At 47.7% G+C, this 19133-nt stretch carries 14 protein-coding genes; 3 read left to right on the forward strand and 11 right to left on the reverse strand.

Annotated elements, in window-relative coordinates:
• Nucleotides 1–2: 2 nt before the first annotated feature.
• A complete protein-coding gene (locus EYC82_RS15005; protein WP_279250356.1) occupies nt 3–1310 on the reverse strand; it encodes a transporter substrate-binding protein in 1308 nt (435 codons plus the stop codon).
• Between the two features lie 331 nt (nt 1311–1641).
• Nucleotides 1642–2532, reverse strand: a complete 891-nt coding sequence (locus EYC82_RS15010) for a TylF/MycF/NovP-related O-methyltransferase (RefSeq protein ID WP_279250357.1) — start codon at nt 2530–2532, stop codon at nt 1642–1644.
• 604 nt (nt 2533–3136) lie between these two features.
• Here EYC82_RS15010 and EYC82_RS15015 point away from each other — a divergent pair.
• From EYC82_RS15015 to EYC82_RS18170, 3 genes are all read left to right on the forward strand, one after another.
• Nucleotides 3137–4852 carry an ArnT family glycosyltransferase gene (locus EYC82_RS15015; protein WP_279250358.1) on the forward strand — a complete coding sequence of 572 codons (1716 nt, stop codon included), beginning with the start codon at nt 3137–3139 and terminating at the stop codon, nt 4850–4852.
• Between the two features lie 145 nt (nt 4853–4997).
• Entirely contained in the window at nt 4998–5948 is a 951-nt protein-coding gene (locus tag EYC82_RS15020; protein ID WP_279250359.1) for a glycosyltransferase family 2 protein, read from the forward strand.
• A gap of 3 nt (nt 5949–5951) precedes the next feature.
• A complete protein-coding gene (locus tag EYC82_RS18170) occupies nt 5952–6320 on the forward strand; it encodes a GtrA family protein (RefSeq protein ID WP_423243910.1) in 369 nt (122 codons plus the stop codon).
• Between the two features lies 1 nt (nt 6321).
• Here EYC82_RS18170 and EYC82_RS15025 read toward each other — a convergent pair whose 3' ends face one another.
• The 9 genes from EYC82_RS15025 to EYC82_RS15065 all read right to left on the reverse strand — a co-directional run bounded on the left by EYC82_RS15025 (nt 6322) and on the right by EYC82_RS15065 (nt 18474).
• Nucleotides 6322–7029, reverse strand: coding sequence for a class I SAM-dependent methyltransferase (locus EYC82_RS15025; protein ID WP_279250360.1), 708 nt, complete (start codon nt 7027–7029; stop codon nt 6322–6324).
• Nucleotides 7030–7255: 226 nt separating this feature from the next.
• A complete protein-coding gene (locus EYC82_RS15030) occupies nt 7256–8914 on the reverse strand; it encodes a PQQ-dependent sugar dehydrogenase (protein WP_279250361.1) in 1659 nt (552 codons plus the stop codon).
• Nucleotides 8915–9597: 683 nt separating this feature from the next.
• Nucleotides 9598–10338, reverse strand: coding sequence for an FkbM family methyltransferase (locus EYC82_RS15035; protein WP_279250362.1), 741 nt, complete (start codon nt 10336–10338; stop codon nt 9598–9600).
• A 245-nt stretch (nt 10339–10583) separates the two neighbouring features.
• A complete protein-coding gene (locus EYC82_RS15040; protein WP_279250363.1) occupies nt 10584–11588 on the reverse strand; it encodes a metallophosphoesterase family protein in 1005 nt (334 codons plus the stop codon).
• A gap of 85 nt (nt 11589–11673) precedes the next feature.
• Nucleotides 11674–12141: a hypothetical protein gene (locus EYC82_RS15045; protein ID WP_279250364.1), complete on the reverse strand. Its 468-nt coding sequence runs from the start codon at nt 12139–12141 to the stop codon at nt 11674–11676.
• 83 nt (nt 12142–12224) lie between these two features.
• Complete coding sequence (locus EYC82_RS15050; protein WP_279250365.1) at nt 12225–12905, reverse strand: VTC domain-containing protein; 681 nt, start codon at nt 12903–12905, stop codon at nt 12225–12227.
• A complete protein-coding gene (locus EYC82_RS15055; RefSeq protein ID WP_279250366.1) occupies nt 12892–15564 on the reverse strand; it encodes a CotH family protein in 2673 nt (890 codons plus the stop codon). Before EYC82_RS15055 ends, EYC82_RS15050 begins: the two co-directional genes overlap by 14 nt.
• Before the next feature lie 43 nt (nt 15565–15607).
• Nucleotides 15608–16285, reverse strand: a complete 678-nt coding sequence (locus tag EYC82_RS15060; RefSeq protein ID WP_279250367.1) for a DUF4956 domain-containing protein — start codon at nt 16283–16285, stop codon at nt 15608–15610.
• A 269-nt stretch (nt 16286–16554) separates the two neighbouring features.
• Nucleotides 16555–18474 carry an acyltransferase family protein gene (locus tag EYC82_RS15065; RefSeq protein ID WP_279250368.1) on the reverse strand — a complete coding sequence of 640 codons (1920 nt, stop codon included), beginning with the start codon at nt 18472–18474 and terminating at the stop codon, nt 16555–16557.
• Between the last annotated feature and the right edge of the window lie 659 nt (nt 18475–19133).

Below are 19133 nucleotides of genomic sequence, written 5' to 3' on the forward strand. Positions count from 1 at the left end.
GTTCAAGGGCCTACATCCTGTTCATCGCTATAGAAACGCGCAGCATCAGGTCTGGATTGCGTCCAATCACAGCGGTAGCCCTCGTTTGCAGGCAGGAGTTGCGACCAGGTCCTCGGTTCGATCACTCCAGCATCGAACACAACGCTGAATTGACCGTCCGACTGCACTTCACCAATGTAAGCGCGCTTACGTAAATGATGATTCTTTGCTACCTCAACGCGACCATGGGGAGCATCGAAGGTCGTACCGATAAGTTTTTCTCGGACACGATCGGGAGACGTGCTCCCCGCCCTTGCCGCCGCCTGAGCCCATAAGTGAACCATCGTATAGGCAGCCTCGGCGGGGTCATTTGTAACTCTATGCACTCCATGCATCGCTTTGAAATTACTCGTAAACGACTTGGAAGCCGGAGTCTCTATCGCTTGGAAAAAATTCCAGGTGGCAAGAGACCCCTCGAGGTAGTGAGCTCCAATCGCGTTCACTTCTTCTTCAGATACGGAGAAGCTCATTACCGTATAATTGTGCTCCGGTGTCACTCCCAGTGCAGATGCTTCTTGGAAAAATGCTACGTTGGAGTCGCCATTTATCGTATTAATGATGACGCCTCCCTCGGGAAGAGCTGTTTTTATTGCCTGGACTGTTTCCGTCAGGTTTTGATCGCCCAATGGCACATAGCGCTCCGCCACAATGGTTCCCCCTGCCCGCAACACCTGTCGAGAGATAATTCTATTAACAGTATGCGGATAAACATAATCGGAGCCGACCAGAAAAAAACGATCACCTCTATTTTGCAGCAGCCAGTCTATGGCGGGGCCGGCCTGCTGATTGGGCGTTGCTCCCGCGTAAAATACATAATCGGAGCACTCTTCTCCCTCGTATTGCAGGGGGTAAAATAGCAAGTGTTCACGGGATTCGATAACAGGTAGCATTGCTTTGCGGCTACTTGAGCTCCAGCCGCCGAAGATCACCTCAACCTTGCTCACATCGATAAGTTTTTCAGCTTTTTGAGCGAACGTGGGCCAATCGGACTCACCATCCTCTTCTACGGCAACAATGCGCAGGCGTTTGTTGTCTATCATCAGACCGCCAGCCATATTGATTTCACTGATCGCCAGCAACTCAGCTTCTGCTACCGTATTCTCAGAAATAGAAAGCGTGCCAGTGCGAGAGTGCAACAGGCCAACAAGAACCTCGCCATCGAAGCTGCGCGCAGGAGGCACAGCTTCTTGGCAGGCCAAGCAAAATATCAAGCACGTAACGAGAAACAGATAACGCATAAGGCTGTAAATAATGTGGATAGCATTGAACATTAGCACAAACCCCGATACAGACAATGGGACTGGCTAATATTCGTCTAATCTACATGATTTAGTGCATCGCTATTGCCGCTTTTACGATTGGATATCAGAAGCAAAATATGCAGCCAATACGCTGTCAGTAGATCTTCACCAGTGACGATAACGCTAAGCGGCTTTGTCCCCAGTTCTTTCAAGTAATATGGACGCAGACGTTAGATCACAACACACCATCATCGCACCGTCACAAACAAATGAAGGTAATCTGGAACGCCCTATCACTGAGCGCAGATGATCGATTCGCGCCTTATTGACAGTCAGGTTTCCGGCTTAATCAGTCTAGAAATTACTCATTCTTCTCTTCGTTTTCGCGTCGGTATCCCCAGTAACCCGTATAGTCCTTGCGTGTATATGCTGTACTCGCGGGTGACTGCAGTGGGTAAGCTCGATTTCCGCCCATTGACATCAGAGGCCCCACGAAGAACTGGCCCATCGCAATACCTGTTCCCGTACCAATTAAACCCGGAGGGTTTGTACCAAACTCGCGTTGCCAGAACTCTTCGGAAAAATATACGGCACAAAGATCTGTATAGGTGTAGTCATCCGTGAAAACGTATCCTTTGTCAATGAGGTGGGGCCAAAGGTTCACTAGACAATCGTGAATGCTGGCCTGGTAATCGACGTCGAGAAACGCGAGCACGATCGGCTCCACATGTTCAGGCAGTGTATCGATGAACCAGCCTTTTCGGAAGCTGCAACGCTCTAGCACACCGAACTTCTCGACATTATGTGACACTGTATCGAGCGCACCGAAAAAGTGCCCCTGTGCATCACGAGTATAACGATCGTTCGGCCCGCCGCTTGGCAATCCTTCAAAAGAGTCATAGATGATAAGGTCTCGACCTACAAAATCGCAGATGATAGAAAGATTAGCAGTGGAGCCGCCCTTGAAGCACCCGCACTCGACTACGACACCCTCAGTACTGGGTGAAATCTCAAGAAGTTTAGCCGCCATGGCGAGATGGGCGCGGTATGAACTGCCGGACTTTATTGACTTGCCGTTGCGTCGCAAACGTCGAGCAAGTTTATACAGTTTCCACCAGGAAACATTATACCCCGGATGAATGTTGCGGTTATGAAACAGAAATAACACAACCAGTGGAAGAATAATCGAGGGCCAAGCTCTCTTGATCCACTTATTGAGTTGGAGATTATTGCGCGTCACAGAGTCATTCACGTAAGCACCACAATTTAATTTTATAAGAGATCGAGCTATATTCTATCGCAAACAGACAGCGACTGTACTAACAAGATAGTCTGCCACCGACTTGTCTGCTCAGTATTCGTATCACGAAATTAAAGGAAACGCGCCGTAGTAGGCGTCAGTCGAAGCGTCATGTTACGCGCGCCTGCGTTGCTCTCGAGGGATACTCGCGAGCGGTGTAGTCGCGTTGCTTATATGGAGAATCTCGCGCAAGAGACTTCCGCTCCCCATCCGGTTGCTGTAAGAGGTGATGAAGAAAGGGATCGGCTACTCATTTTAGTGGCCGCTCAGCTCAATTTCCGTCTACTAATACAGCAGACAGCAGACAGCAGCGCTCCAACTGAGTGCGCTAATGAAAAACCGCATTATTCACTCTTCAAATATAATTCCTATCCCGCGCTACCAACATATTACGCTCGTTTGAAGTCGCTGCAGGTGTTTTCTAGTACCGTCAGCAGGTATCAGCGTTACCGTCAATTAAATGTATAGGCAGTGAATTCTTCTTTGTTTGTCTGAACTATCGCATCGCTTTATACTCACGAGTGTCTAAAGAGGCAGAAGAATAAGCTAGAAGCCCATGGCAACTGATCGATCGGTCCATTTCAGAAATACTTTTATCGCGGTATCCCTGTCTCTATTGATGGCTGCATTTCTGTCGATGAACATTTCTAGCCTTCAATGGCCTTTCGGGATAGTAGATTCTCCTATAGTGCTTGCCCATGCAATTAAATACTCGCCGCTGGAGTACTTTACAACGCCAGTTAAGTATCAGTTTTTGACTCTTAACAATCTAACTCCCTGGGTGACTCTGTCTTGGGATTTCGATTATCACTTTTTCGGCGTGGACGCTATCGGCTATCGCTTTCACCACCTTGTCTCAGGTGCGGTGCTTCTAATTTTAATATATATAACGCTCTACCGGGTCAGCGGATCAAAGCTTAATGCCGCTATATTTTCTTTCGCTTTTGCGACTTTGCCATCTACTCTGGCTATTTCTGATGATTTAATTAACCGCCACTATTTAGAGGGGATGAGTTTTTGCCTCCTAAGCTTTTTGTTTGCTCATCAGTACGGTCGTTCACCACGAGCGAGCTGGCTCGCACTCTCAGTATTTTTTTATGGTATTAGTGTAACGACCAAAGAAGTCTATATCCCACTACCCGGGATCTTATTTTTTGTTTTTGTTGGCACAGTCGGTAGGCGTATAGTTCTAATTCTTCCTTATGCGTTAGTACTGTCACTCTATATTCTGTGGCGCATCTATATGCTTGAGGGCCCCGGAGGATACAGCTCTCCGACGTCACTGAGTGAAATGATACCGTCATCCAGCCTGTTTATTTTTTTTGCGCAGCGTGTGACCACATCTTTCTCTTCGAATCCGCAAATCTCTCTGGTCATCTTTATTGTTTTTCTTGTACTTCTGCTAAAGAGTGCCGGAAAGATGAGCCTATCGACCAAGTTGGGTTCATTGGTTGGGTTGATCAGCTTACTAGTTCCCTTTTTAGGTGTAGTAAATCTACTGGCTATCGGCTATTTTGCTAACCGATGGATGTTTACCCCGTCTGTCGCTTTTTTAATCTTCTTCTCTTATTTAACAAAACTGAATAACTCGAAGTATCTGAATGGTTTTGTTTTAATCTTATTGTTGTTTTCCAGTCTTGCTGCGTGGGACACTCGACTAAAGCAGGATGATCTGCCTTACCATGCGGGTAAGGGTAAGGTTTACGAATATATATTAGCGCCCAACTCAGAAACGTATATGTATCGCTCTTACTCTCATCTCGTGGCACGTGGCGTGTCAACGTGGAGATATATTTCTTTCATGCGTAATGGGGTCTGGGGTCCGCTTGTTATTTCTGCTCCCGGGCAACTCGAGTACCACGACACTGTGGGAAAAACGCCACTTTATCCACGTGGAAAAAAGTCAGCGGATGAGTTTACGTCACATGAAGAGATTGAAAAGATTGATCTTCTGGATGACGTCAGTTTCCAGCCATCCGATGGGATGATGACCTTCCATTTTGACAATATGCTGAGAAACTCGAGTTGTTTTATATACATTTTTGGTGAAAACAACGGATTTTTGTTTGATACTGATAAGTGTGATCAATGGCGTATTTCCGCTCGTGAGCTTGCCTACTTACTGCAAATGGCGGGGTACCAACTTAGCGACGTGTCGATTGCGCTTTGGGAGAAAGATACGGACACGAATCGCTTCTCGAAAGAATATCGAATCAGTGACGTGTTTGATCTAGATCTATTGCAGGGTATAAGTGGAACGCCAGCTCCGTGATCGCTGCCGATACCCTACTCCGCCGGTCACTCGAACTGTATTTGCTTAGGGACAACGATAGTGTTTAGCGCAACGCTATTAGCCACTTGGCTTTTTTTTGAGCGGGTACAGCGAAAAAGATATGCAGAATCAGCGGAGAGATCTTATGAATGAGCTGGCAATCGTAATTCCTGTTTTCAATGAACAGTCAATTATCGTTCGGAGTATCGAGACGATAATGGCAGAACTTGAGCTAATAGATGCCTTAAATGACTTTGAGCTAATCATTATTGATGATGGCTCCAGCGACTCAACATGGGGCGTTTTGAGAGATAAATTGTGCCCTGCACATACTGAAATTAGGGCTGTACGACTGTCACGTAACTTCGGTAAAGAAGCAGCTCTGTGCGCGGGACTCGAGATCGCTGACGCTCGAGCTGTTATTGTTATGGACGCAGATCTTCAGCATCCCCCCTCACTAATCGATAAAATGTACCGTATTTGGCGCGAGGGTGGAGTAGACATTGTCGAAGCTGTAAAGCGCTCAAGGGGGAACGAATCGAAGTTTTCCAGTTTTACAGCGAGAGCGTTTTACGCAATCTTTTCCCGGCTCTCAGGCGTTGATCTGAAAAATGCCTCCGATTTTAAGCTTATGGATAGGCGAGTAGTTGATGCATGGAAAACATTGCCTGAACGAAACGTGTTTTTCAGAGGGATGAGCGCCTGGATGGGCTTCGAGCGTAAGCAGGTCGAATTTACCGTGGCCGAAAGGTCGGGAAGTGTTTCGAAATGGAATACACTTAGCTTGATAAAGCTAGCACTCACCAGCATAGCCGCGTTCTCTTCTGCTCCTTTGCACCTCGTTACAATGGCAGGTGTGTCGTTCATTATTTTTTCGTTCGTTCTGGGCATGCTAACAACTATTCAGCACTTCTCGGGCGTTGCGGTGAGTGGTTTCGCAACAGTGATCTTGCTTTTGCTGATTATAGGTGGAAGCATAATGATATCGCTGGGCATCATAGGAGAGTATCTCGCGAGGATTTACGACGAGGTCAAATTACGCCCACGATTTGTTGTCTCCGATGACACGAAGGCCGATGCAACAATTCTGGATTGATCAGTGGTAGTTTCTGCTGCTAAATACTTCATTGTCGGCGCCGTAGGCACAGTCACTCATCTCGCGGTTTTATATTTCTGCGTTGAATTCATGCTTCTAACTGCGTTGGTAGGATCTTCCGTTGGCTTTACGTGGGTAGTAATCCAGTCTTATTTTCTAAATCGGAACTGGACTTTCGAGAGCGACAAGCAGCATCGGCGTGCACTTCCGCGTTATATCGTTGTTTCGTGTGTTGGCTTTGTTACAAATCTTTTCATTATGTTTATTGCGGTAGACGTTTTTCAGGTCTTTTATCTAGTCGCCCAACTACTTACCATCACCGTAGTTCCCGGCATGAACTTTTTGCTAAATAAGTTCTGGGCATTTTCATAGTTTACTCGATCTCTTCCTGATAGTACCAGTCGCCTTCGATTAGCCGCAAAGAACGTGAGCCTGTCCTTTCTGACTGCTGCATGCAGGCCAGCAGAGACCATCTGTAAGGGAAAAAATGAATGTGTAAATCAAAGGTATATTTATAGGGTCGCTGCTTCGGAACGACAATAATGAGCCTCTTCTTCGCAACGCGACGTAGTTCTGATATCGCCCGTTCTATGTCCAGCACATGTTCTAACGTATGCGTGCAAACTACAGTATCGAATTCTGAATCGATAAATGGAAGATCTTCGATATTTACCGCCCGAAAATCAATCTCGGGATTGCTTATCCGCATTTCATGAGAAATGACCATATCACAAGCAACTACCTGTGCCCGCGCATTTATTTTTTTTGCTAGGTGAGCGCGGCCGCAACCGACCTCAAGTACGTTGTTGCCCTCGATATTGTCTAATATCGCAGATATGCATGCCCTGTTTAGGTCTGTTTCGCGTTGAATGTGCACGGATTCCAGAGATTCATATGTCTTTTTAAATTGATCGAACGACATGTCGAAGGCGTGTTCTTTGAACCGGAAAAACTCTGTCGTTTTCTTTCCAAACAACAGCTTAAATGGAATCCACATGAACCATTTGGAGTCACGTAATACTGGAGGAATCAATTCGTCCAGTATAAAGGCGATCTTGGTCGTTATTTCTCGACTTAGCATGAATTTGGTCACCCTTATTTTTATCAGCATATCGAATTGGCATGCGCAGACGACTATTATCCCGGCAGCCGAAACTCACTTAGGCGGAATCTGAACCGGTCGCCATTTGTTACAAGAGGTCTTCTTATTAATCATTTATAGCTCGAACGCCTGGTTATTCTCTGTCGAGGGGTCGTATGATGATGCGATCTACACCTGTAGCGTAAGTAGCTCGGATAGGAACAGTTTACTTGGAATTCTGCCCATTCGATCTCTTTTTATCAGTTAACAGAAACTTGGCGAGGATTTCGGCTTCCCTTTTTGACACGCCCAGTAAAGGCATCACCGATTCCGGGTTATCAAACGTCGGATTGAGTATTTTTTCCTCCGTCCAGACTGACAGCCTCTTATCGCCATCCGCATTCAGCACACGTTGCCTTGCTCGATTATCAGTCGAGTCTCTGTCTCCTGCGACCATTCGTCTTAGCTGAGATGCGTATTCTTCAGAGGCCAATCGCTCGCTGTTTCGGCGTCGTAGGTGTGTTGCGTTCAGGGTTGGCGCCACGTTGCCTCCATCGCCGAAGACATTATGGCATCCACGGCAGCCATAGTTTCGCATGATTGCTCTCGCGTTTTGGTATTGCCCTAAAGAAGTTGGATACGATTTTTCTGGGGCCCAGCTTAGTCGATAGACATTGCTGATGCCCGGGACAGCATTTTCTCCATAAACCGGTGCAAAATAAATACCGTCTCTGCCGATAGCGATAGAAGATAAAACTTGCATCTCGTTACCAACATACTTAACGAGTGTACGTGGGCGGGACATGACCAGGGCACTGTCGACTTCGACTTCGAAGGCAGAAATTTCAGCGGGTTCGTCCTCAATATATGTTTCGGGGACACCCGATAATACTACCAGAAGATTATTTTCCAGTTGGGTGATGCCGCTAGCGGCACCCTCAGGGTAAAAAGCGATATTAGCGGTACCCTTAGCAGGCGAGTAGAGAACCATAGCGTTCGTTGCGATACTTGCGTCGCTACCGTCATATAAATAATCTTGATTCTTTCGAACGGTGAGCACTCGATCTACTCCAGGCCCATTATCGGCCACCACAATATTATCGCCTACCCGGGTCTGTCCGAACGGATTTCTTAGCCCGCTGGCGAAAAGGTAATTGGCCAATGAGTTGGCATCCGGTGCCTGTGTGATTCCACCGTGATCGAGTGTATTACCTTCCGCAACGGGACTGCCGTCAAATTGCATCCAAACTATCTTACCGAACGAGGACTGTGCTGAACGCGAGCGGTGTGTAAGCTCGCCATCGCCAATTCCCGCATACAATGTATTGTCAATAACTTGGCATTGACCAATTTGGTGTCCAAAGGGAAGTCGCGTAAATTCAGAATCTCCCAACATAAAGGGCTTATGAATATCGAATGTTTCTGTCGGTCGCAGTGAAAACGTACCCGGATTTGTTGCAAACCGGGTGATTCCATTATAGCGGCCATCCCCGATATCATGTACATAGGTGGCAAACAAGTATCCTGTGTCCTCGTCAAGACAAAGGCCGGTGAGGCCGATGACCCCGCCCAAGTCAGGCATCTCTGCTGAGCGGTTCAACGTATAAAAACCGTCTGCAAAGGTCTCTACTTGGCGATCATTTCTAACTACTGCGATGCGTCCACCAAGTTCTGCTACGTAGTAGAGAGGCGAATCTGGCGCGCTTCCGGGGTTGGGTACCATGGCGATCGCAACGGGCACGCTATAACCTGTGCTGTCCACCTCGAGAAAATATCCCGGTGGAATTGCCCAGTGGGCTTGCCAGTTTTCTGAGTCAGCGTGCGCTGTGCTGGCGCACACATTGAGTACAAAAAAAAGGAAAGGAAAATACCCCATTGTCTTCATTGAGCGCATTGTAGTCCTAGGTTTTATCTTTAGCGGCTTGGGTGAAAAGACGAAAGCGTGTTTAGATACTGTAAACTGAAATCTCAGTAAAAAAAAGTCCGCTGGGGAAACTCTCGATGCGCGTGTGTAGAGCGTTGTAAAGATTGAGAAATGGAGGCGGAAGCAAGGAGTTGACGCAAAGTAAATTGCCTGGAGATCTCAATGTACAATGGATCTGCCTGCGATAGTATTTATCAGCGCACAGGCGCACAGGCGCACAGGCGCACAGGGGCACAGGGGCACAGAGGCACAGAGGCACAGAAGCACAGAAGCTAGGGTAGATCCCCAGAAGATTGGGGGATAGGCCGTCAGCAAGACAACGGTTTTCAGATATTGCGATAGGGATTACGGTATCGATCTAAGGCATTGAATTCCAAAACGATCGCGTATGTAAAGGCTGGCTCGGATAGAAAATCCAGTAGATAGTCCTTGAAAGTATGTGTGTGCTAATTAATCACCATTCTAACCGTTTCTCCTGCAGCGTATTTTTCGATCATGGCGCAATGGAGTCTCCCGGATAAAAAAGACTATCAGGTCCGGGTGGAAAAGCTCAGACTGGTCTCGACAAAACGCCTCGTTCGACCCTCATGTCAGCGACTTGCTGAGAGAGCCATGAGAACGGTCCCAGGTGGCGCGAAAGCGCTCTATAGCCGCACCCATTTTTCCCATACGAAATAGTAATCCCATTCGAGGCGGTGCGTCTTGGCGAGTTCCTTGCGAATCTGCCTCCGCTTCCTGTAGGCTCCCGGATGCCATTCATGAAATTGTATTAAGAAGCAATCTACGCATTTGAGAAGGTCAGATTCCATCATTTTCTCAAGCAAGGGGAATTCGGCGCCTTCGATATTGATCTTCATAAGATCAATATTGTCCAATTTAAGTTCACTCCATACTCTATCGATAGCGGCGATTTCGACGTTTGTCCTTGGGGCATCGGAGCTACTGTCTCTTTCGTCACACATTGACGATCCGAGGCCTTTCAGTGTGAAGGCTACGGTCATGTCCTTATCTCCCAAACCGTAGGGGATCGGTTTAAGCTTGGGGTTTCCCTTTGCCTTTTCCTGAATCTTTGCATAGGAGCGTGGATTGGGCTCAAACGCGTAGATCACGGGATCGTAGCGATCGACGATGTGTTGTGCCCAGCTACCATTGAACGCGCCGACATCGAGCACCACGCTGTCAGGGCCTATCGCAGCTTCATGCAGGATATGACTGTTATAAATTGTTGCACCCATGAACTCCATAAAGGGGCGTCGATAATAATGGAGCTCCATCATTACTTTTGCCTGGCCGGCGTTTCTCCGGTACTTCCAGCGCATAAAAAGAGTGCGCGGCCACAAAAACGCCTTTTTGAGCTGATAGAGGGTGGGAACAACGTTTGTCATATTATGCTTATATGAAATGATGGGGTGCGAATCGATCACGGTCGAGCATTATGTTAGTAGATTGAGGCCAAACTGTCGACTGAATGCAACCGGTGCCGACGAATGGCCGAGCGATAAGCAGTGTTTATTACCGCTTAATGTCCGTAAACTCTGCATATCCTAAATTCTATATTCGGCATCTGTGCGAATTCGCACTAATTGGACTAATGAGTACCTACGCTTAGCGGGACGTTATCAGCGTGGCGTCAGCGAGTGTTGTTGATTCGATCTATCTCAGTCGCGAACTCAGGGTTATCACGATAAAACGTGCGCCAGTAGTCGAGTCCAAATTCCTCAAGGGGGATTGTTTCTCCCGACCTGAAATTCGTCGCTTTCAGTGATACCTCTCCGCCGATAATAGTCACGGTGAGAAAAGAGTCGCGGCTTGCATTACCCATGCCGGTGGCGATATAAGTGATCGGTCCTTCTCGATGGTAAAAAGTCTGAAGAAACCTGCGCCCTCCGCCAATATCTCCGGCTAGAAAGAATACGCGTTTACCTACGGGTAGGCTTTCAACCAACGGTTTGATCGTATCTAGGAAATACCGATAATTACTGGGCGGTGTAACAGGGTGGCGATAGCGAAATACGGGCTCCAGCGCGGGATTGTAGTAACTCCAGAACAACTGGTGTGAAAAGAGAAAAATATTACGTATTGCTGTATCGTCGCCCGCCTGTAATAGTAAATTTTCAAGACGAGTTTTTTGTTGCTCACTCAATACGGGGCTACTTCCATTTTCAAGAAAAATATATAACTCGCTGCCCAGTACAAAGTCGAAGCTTGGCGTTCCGAACGCATCCGCATAACGCGCTGGCGCGTGTCCTGCCGATGTTTGAGTGTCGTGATTTCCCACGGCATTAAAAAACGGTACGGGAATATTCGCGCTCACCCAGCGCGTAATATTATCGATGCTCTCATCCGAAATATTGTGATAAAGATCACCCAGCGAAATCACAAACGCTGGGTCATGCGCATAAACGCGATATAAATTTCGTTGTAGATTGCGGTTTGGCCCCGGTTTATTGCGTCCCGTTCGAATATGCCCCAGCGCAACGAAACTGTAGTGACTCCAGTCTTGTTCCGGGTCGATTGCACGTTGGTTGAAGCATGACAGAAGCAGATCGCTCTGGCATGTTGTCGGCTCAAACCAAAATAAGCCCAGTAGCAATGATAACGCCGTTACGGTGAGGAGCCATGCCAGCTTGTTCACGTCACATCTCCGTTGTTTTTTGTCCGCTTAAGCAATTTTTTCCGTTAATGTCACTGGGGCGATCACTATTTTTTTAAGAAAAAAATTAATAAACCGATAGCCGCACGAGGAAAAATTCGTATGTACGGGTGCCTTCCCCTTCACCGGGAGTACTATCATTCCGCACTGTAATGGGCGCGATATGTTGGAATTCAATCTCGAGCTGACCGTTTTTGACGATCCCCGGGGGAAGGTCTATATTGTGATGAATCAAGGGAATCTCACTGAGTAGGTTTCCGTTTACAATTACCCGTGTTGCCTCTTCTTCGCCATGATATCTGCCGTGAATATACAATATAGATGGATGTTTTCCCGGAGGAATCTTTACGTAAATCTTCGAGGACTTACCATCGCTCCAGCGGCCTTCTAGCTCTTTTCTGTGCCAACCTTGGGCGAACAGAACATAACCTGTCATCTCGTCACCCATCAACACTCGGGCAGGAAATGGCGCTAAGTAGGGCGTATATTGTTCAAAGCCCGTCATTTCGTTTGCTAAAGTCTGAGCAGTCTCCATCAGGCTTTGCCTTCGTTCCTCCAGTGATATGTCATCGTCCGCATAAGTGCTCGACGTGAACAGAGTGATAGCGAAAGCTAACGCTAAAGATCGCATACAGTATCAACACCGACGACATATTTTGAATGGCGAAACACGCGTCCTGGCATGCCAGACAGTAGTTGCGCGGCTCTTTTCGCGTCCTCGGTGGCATACTTGAACTCCGCCACGACATCCACATTGGAGCGCCTCATAGAGTGTGTCTGAATCGGAAACAGTTTTTGATAGTGGATGTCGGTGTCCAGTGTCATACGAATGTTCGGTGCGATTTCATAGTACGCCCGCTCGTACTGCACATGCAGACAAGGAAATAAACAGTGCTCGCGGGTTAAAGCTCGACTGCGCCTGTGACATCCTAGTAAACCGTTGCTTACAGTGCGGTCGAAAGGATAAGCCTCTGTCGGGTTATCTAACGGTATAACTAGCTTATTAGCCAGTCGGCCACGCTTGTTCTTCAGCTCGAGCACTATTTTAGAGCGCTCATCGTTATACCAGCGGAATCTAATTTTGCCGCGTTTGCTCATCCCGGATACGTTATCCTGATAATCGTCGAGAAATGGTGTATCAAGATATACGGAATGAATGCGTCTGTCTGCGAATGTCTTTTGTAGGACCAGGCCTGACTGCATCAACCATTCGCTGAAGTCGACATACTGTAATCGCTGCAGCGGCACTTTTATCTCATGGCGAAAATCATTTATTTGAAGGCCGCTATTCTGTGACAAAACCAGCCTCCCGAAGATGTGCCAATTGATAATTTGTAACCGCTTGTGCCACGCCGTCGATTCTAATTTTGCTTCCCAGTTGATTGGTTGCTTTGTATGTGGTGTTTGTGAACGTGCAATTATCACAGTCGATTGATGCACTACCGTATTCACGTTTTTTGATGTAGGTAATCAAACCGCTGCCGGAAATATTCGCAAAATGACTGTCAATAATATGTGCGGTGGATTTATCTTTGCTCGCCACGCCGGTCGCGGCGAAATCGATATTCAGCCGACTCGCATGGAGAATTGATTTCTCGCCCACCGAAATCGACTTGTCACCAATATTTCGAAAATAAATATTTTTGAGCGTGAGCCGTGTGCCTGAAATATCAACTGCATCGTTTCCGGTATCGAGGAATCGGGAATCTCGAAGCTCTCCATGAGAAAAATCACTATCGAACCCGTCTGCGCGTGGTCTTTCAATCGTTGTATGTGAAATGGTAAAGTTTGATCGCACAATATTTAACGCATCCTCGCAGTGCATATCAGAAAAAGTACTATCGACAATATCTACATCGCTTTCATAAAATGTGAGGCAACCGGTTATTCCGTAATAATCCTGTCGGTTGGCGAGGGTAGCACTCCCTGCCCCTCGCAACACGGCATGCTGAATTCGTGACCTACGGGGGGATTGTGAAACAAGAATACCGCCCCACGCGCCGGCGTCGTTGTACTCTGGGGAAGGCGTCACTTCGATAGTCACTGGATCCTCTTCAGTACCCTGTATATAGAGAGGCCCTCTGATCTTTAGCGTCGCCCCATCTATTAATGCCAGGCTAGAGCCCTCGGCCAAGACTACTGACCAGCCCTTATCTACCTCCAGACTCTCACTAATCTCATGGGAGCCAGTGAACCTGATACTCTTTTTAGCAGAGTCCTGACTCACACCTGATCGTTCGAAGAGAGAACTCCCGGACATACTTTTGAAGCCCGTTACATGATTACGATGCTGTGGTACAGCCAACATGCTCATAGCAACATCGCGATACGTATAATCGACGGTGATTTTGGTCGTGTCGGTGAAGGGCTCATCAATGTTCATCGTAATGATATGTTGTTCCTGTGCTCCGTCCGTATTGTATGCAGGAAGTAGCTGTGGTCCTTGGACGACACGTGGCGCGTCTTGGTTGTCGTCGATGGTGATCCGAATATCTTCGATCGGATCGTAGCTAAGATTCTTTATCTCCAGCGACAGACCCGAATCCAAAGGGAAGAAAAAAGTACGAAGGTGAGAATACAAAGGCGCATCGGAATATGATGCCATCGAACTTGATGTACTATCTGAGACTATGGTCTCAGCGTTTGTAAACGTCAGTGCCTTGAGAAAATAGCTGAGATTCTGCACGACTTCCTTAGGCAGTAACGGTCTGGTATCGAACCCATCCAGCAGCAGTATGTTTTGTGCTTTAGCTTGCCTTGCCTTGAAGTTGCTTTGCCATGCAGCAGACTGGTATGTCTCAAGCAGAAGTTGACTGAAATCGAGAACATGGGTTTGAAAATTGACATCACCCTGCAGTCTATTCGCTACGAAAATATCGCAGTTTTCAACGTACTCGCCTCTGCCATGTGGTCTCGGGGCGTTATCAAAGGCGATGGGCTCCAAAAGATTTGTCGTCGGATTAAAATAAAATCGCCGATTGTGGTAAGCCACACCGTGGCAGCTATACCATGCATTCACAAGCACCCACCACCGGGCCATTTTCTCCAGGTCGAAAACGGTCTCCGCAGAGCGTTTCCCATCGATGAAATCGCGGTACAGGGAGATCGCCCGAATCGCGTTAGTAGTTTTCGTTGATCCGATACTAAAAGAAGGTGCCCCGAACTGTTTTATCGGTAGGTCGATGATGCGCAAATTGGAGCTGTTTAGGGGAGGGTTGTTCGCTCCAGCTGCCGCGGCGGTCTGGGCATTCAAGTCTTTCTGGCGCCATATGGGATCTTCATCCACCACCAGTATCGGTCCCTCCCGCCGACGCTGTGACTCAAGCATTTCTTTAGAAACATGCTCTTCTAGTGCCATGATACCAATGGGGTAATCATTGATCCGCACATCAATAAAGCGGTATTTCGGTGCGAGAATACCCCAGTTGCGCATTTCATCGAGCATTAGCGGTTCAGCCTGAAAGCTGCGGGTATTCGGATGCTGAATCGAGAATCGTTTCATGCCAAGAGCATAAGACTCTCCAAGCACTTTTATGCGAAACGAGAGCTTGGTTGGGTGCTCGTAATGATCTGGCCAATCCCCCTTCAAGCGCAGACGGGTGTTGAGCTCCTTTATCTCATTACCACTGTTTAGGATGATTGATGCTTTTACCCAGTCATTATCATCTTTTATCAGGATCTGTCCCGGCTTGTTTAACGTTTGTCTGCGCTTTTGGTACAGCTTATCGAGAGCGCCATTGGTAAGATAAATTTTCATGACCGGCAAAGTTTTTTTATCAAACATCTGCCTCTGTAGATCATAGTGTACATTGGAGGCATCGCGTGCCATATCCTCCACTACAATACACAAAGGATTTTCTCTAGGACATTCAAGGACGTCCCGGAGATTCGACGGATGTTGCTGAATATATTGAATGCCGGCCAATAGTGCTAATGCCAGTAACAGCGGCGCCAACACAGGGAGTACAGCAACATTTTTTAGAAATCGGGTTATCAACGGTTCACGTGATGACGCGGGAATTTGATGTCATAGAAATTTCAAATCCGAGGCCGCTATCAGCAAATGCGTTTTTGAGTAAATCGATGCTTGCCACATCAATTTTCAGCGTGTCGATTAACAGCTCTACCCGATTATCTTTTTGATACAAGCGCTTGATCTTGTATGTGAAATTCTGTTGCTGTAAAAGCTTTTCAACGTCTGCCAGTTGCAGATTATTTCCTTCCGGTATGTGAAGAATGATGTCAATAAGATTACTGTTGCTACTCAAATTGAGCGTTTTAGTCAGACCAAAAGGAATTAAAACGGCCACTACGACGGCGAAACCGATTGTCGTCACCATCACTTGATTAGCCCCAAGACCGAGTCCGATCGCGATGGCGACAAAAATATAGAGAAGTTCCTCTGGCTCTTTGATAGGCGTACGAAAGCGTACGATCGAAAGTGCGCCCACCAGGCCGAGCGACAGTGCAATGGAAGATTTTATAATCGTGATAATCAGTATCATAGACGGTATAAGCAGTAAAAACATGGGTAGGTATTGCCTGTGATCGACCACCAGCCGAGTGGTTCTCGAAATGACCAAGGCCCAGATAACGGCCATGATCAACCCAACACTCAGATTTCGGAAGAGCTCCAATAGTGGGATATCTATCACAGCATAGGGATTAGCAAAATCCACCCGTAACTCCTTTCATCAATGATTATTAAAAGATTAAGTCGTCTATATTACCGTAGAGCAAAGGCTCAATGCATGCCTATTTAGCGGTAGAATGAAAAATACGGTTCGTATAGCGCTTCCGCAGCCGCTTTTGGCTATCGCAGTAGAGATAAAGACGGCGGCCAGCCGCTGACCGATAGGAGTCGAGGGGTGTCAAATACTCAGCGGCACTGCATCTGATTTATAGACGATCTTTTAATGTTTCCCGCACAACAAAGGCGGTGGCTCGCCTACTGGGCTTCATTTTTCGTAGAGTTGACGAACTTCGTTAGGTCAAAGGTCTGCCGCATCCGTTCACCGACGCGTTTGGCGCCCAGCTTAGTCATGTGCATTTGGTCATAATACAGGAGCTCGTCTCCTTCCAGTATCTCACAGGCCGGCGAGCATTGGAGATTTCCGATATCCAATATGGTCACGTCAGGCATGGCGGCGCGCATTTTCTCCAGCAATGAGTTTTTCACAACGGCCTTTTCACGTAACGCAGCATTTGCCGCCTCTGGTGTTGCATGCTGAGAGACCAATATCGGTATAGATGCTTTGAATACTGTACGAGGCCCAAATACCAGTACGCGCTGGCCGCGAGACTGCAGGTACTCAACCGTTTTTCTAAGTGGCTCAATCCTGTCTTCAGTCCACACTGACGCGAGTAATACTGCATCGGCTCGGTTATCTATCAAGTCGCTAAACCGGTAGGCGTTCAGGTCTTCACAAGCGGCATAGCGACCGCCAACAGCCTCCAGATTAAGAAGCGCAGTGCAGGCAGCGGCCGTCGCCTGCATAATATGTATTTCTGGATAGGTTTGTTGGAGGAGCATATAGGTGTCGGCCGCCATGCTGTCGCCCAACAAGAGGACGCTAGGTTTCTCCGAGTGTGGAGTTGCACAGGTCTCCGGATCGTAGTCTGCAAACACATGTTGCTTATGCAAATTACATTTACCATAACGAATAGCTTTATCTTTCCTTCTCTTCTCTTGCTTGACGCTGTCGACCACCCGCTGTAAGCGCTCATCGACTCTCCCCTGGAGGCCCTCCAGATGCCATAGCGTTAGCGCCAGACCTAGCGTTAGCACGAGGCTTAAAACGATAGCGGGAAGGGCTAACTTTTGCATGGGGGTTGTATCTTCACCGCGCTTGCGAAGCGGTTTTTCCACCCATTCGTGCATGAGTACTGCTGCAGCCAGGCTTAGGAAAAAAAGCGCAATACGATCCCAGTTATCAAGCTCAAAACTGGCTGCGAAATTGTATAAAACAATAATTGGCCAGTGCACGAGATAGATCGCGTATGAACGTCGACCTACCCACTGTAGGAGTGCGTGACCATAAAATACTCGGGCGAAGGGAGCCTGCCTCCCCAGTAACAACAGAAAACCTAGTCCGGTAACTAGAGCCGCTGCAGCGGCAGGTGACAAGCTCTCGACTGATAGACTCGATAACGCGATCAAACCAGCACTCGCCAGCAGCACGGCCAGATTTCCACTCGCGCCGACCAGTCGCATTGAAAGCACTGCTATGAGTGCGCCTGCCATCAACTGCGGTAAGCGAAACGGTAGCAAATAAAATACCGCATCTGGATATTCCCTGCGCAACATCAGCCCTAAAATCATGGGAACGGCAAGCAATATAACGATCACTACTGCGCGCTGGCGCGTGTTTGCCAGCACTAATAGCAGGGCGGGCCAGAAAAGATAGAACTGTTCCTCAACACTCAGCGACCAGGTGTGAAGCAAAGGCTGGGATTCCGCGGCGGCCTCGAAATATCCAGAGGACAGCCAGAAATGAATATTGGCGAGCGAGAACACAGCATAGATAGAGGATACTGCTGTCGCGACTAATTCGGCCGGAGGTAGCACAATCGTGCCCACAAGTAATGTAAGTAGAACGGTCGCGAGGAGAGCGGGAAACAGCCGGCGAAAGCGGCGCACGTAAAACTCGCGAAGAGAAAAACGGTTTCGCTCCTGATCAGCAAGAATATTACGTGTAATGATAAATCCTGATATTACGAAAAAGAGGTCGACACCGAGATAGCCACCGTCAAGAAAAGGCACGTCTAGGTGAAAGAGTAAAACCATCAGGACCGCGAGCGCGCGCATTCCCTCAATGCTTGGAATGAATCCGCCGTGATCCTGCATGTTATTTGAATATGAGCTCAAAAGTTTCCGGTGCCAGCCAAGGATATTATTATGCTATGTTTGTCGTTTAGCAGTGCGTGTAAGCGGCCACCGCCTGTCTAACCTCTGAGTATATGATATCGAGACGGCCAGCTGAAAAAAATGTTCGTTGATACGGATACCGGGAAGAATCGCCTATGCCAGCAACGTGTCAAACGGACTGCCCGGCGATTGGAGGCTTACTTTGCGGCTGCAGCGCTGCAGTGTTTGTCCGCTTACTTTGTTCTGCTTTTCCAGCTAAAATATCCTATGTATCTCAGACTCACTGAAATACCGATTTAGGTGGCAGTTGGTTGTTTAGACGGTTCACCGAAAAGTACTGCTTCCGCCGCGGTGTAGCGCCCGTTTGGATATCCCGTGATGATATCGCAGTCAAAAATACGTCGAGAGTAATAGGTGTTTGCATCGAGAGCGGAGCACAGTATTGTTTGCGTTTTTATCAGGGTCTCCGGCAATACCCTAACGGGTCGCAATGCCATTGACCAAAGTCGATTGTGATCAAGATAACCGCAGGGAATGGCCTGTTGCGCTCTTACGAAAGTCAGGGTTGTAGCCAGTCTGCGTTTAGTTTGATCCGGATGCCGATGATTTCACTGGTAGACGATGAACCAAAGATTAGTGAAGGCAAGACAACTAACGTA

The sequence above is a fragment of the Candidatus Marimicrobium litorale genome (genome assembly GCF_026262645.1).
Classification (GTDB): Bacteria; Pseudomonadota; Gammaproteobacteria; order Pseudomonadales; family Halieaceae; genus Marimicrobium; species Marimicrobium litorale.

What these genes read in the sequence shown, in the direction of transcription:
- EYC82_RS15005 (WP_279250356.1), bottom strand. Translation starts at nt 1,310, where the DNA reads ATGTTCAATGCTATCCACATTATTTACAGCCTTATGCGTTATCTGTTT.
- EYC82_RS15015 (WP_279250358.1), top strand. Translation starts at nt 3,137, where the DNA reads ATGGCAACTGATCGATCGGTCCATTTCAGAAATACTTTTATCGCGGTA.
- EYC82_RS15020 (WP_279250359.1), top strand. Translation starts at nt 4,998, where the DNA reads ATGAATGAGCTGGCAATCGTAATTCCTGTTTTCAATGAACAGTCAATT.
- EYC82_RS15025 (WP_279250360.1), bottom strand. Translation starts at nt 7,029, where the DNA reads ATGCTAAGTCGAGAAATAACGACCAAGATCGCCTTTATACTGGACGAA.
- EYC82_RS15030 (WP_279250361.1), bottom strand. Translation starts at nt 8,914, where the DNA reads ATGAAGACAATGGGGTATTTTCCTTTCCTTTTTTTTGTACTCAATGTG.
- EYC82_RS15035 (WP_279250362.1), bottom strand. Translation starts at nt 10,338, where the DNA reads ATGACAAACGTTGTTCCCACCCTCTATCAGCTCAAAAAGGCGTTTTTG.
- EYC82_RS15045 (WP_279250364.1), bottom strand. Translation starts at nt 12,141, where the DNA reads ATGGAGACTGCTCAGACTTTAGCAAACGAAATGACGGGCTTTGAACAA.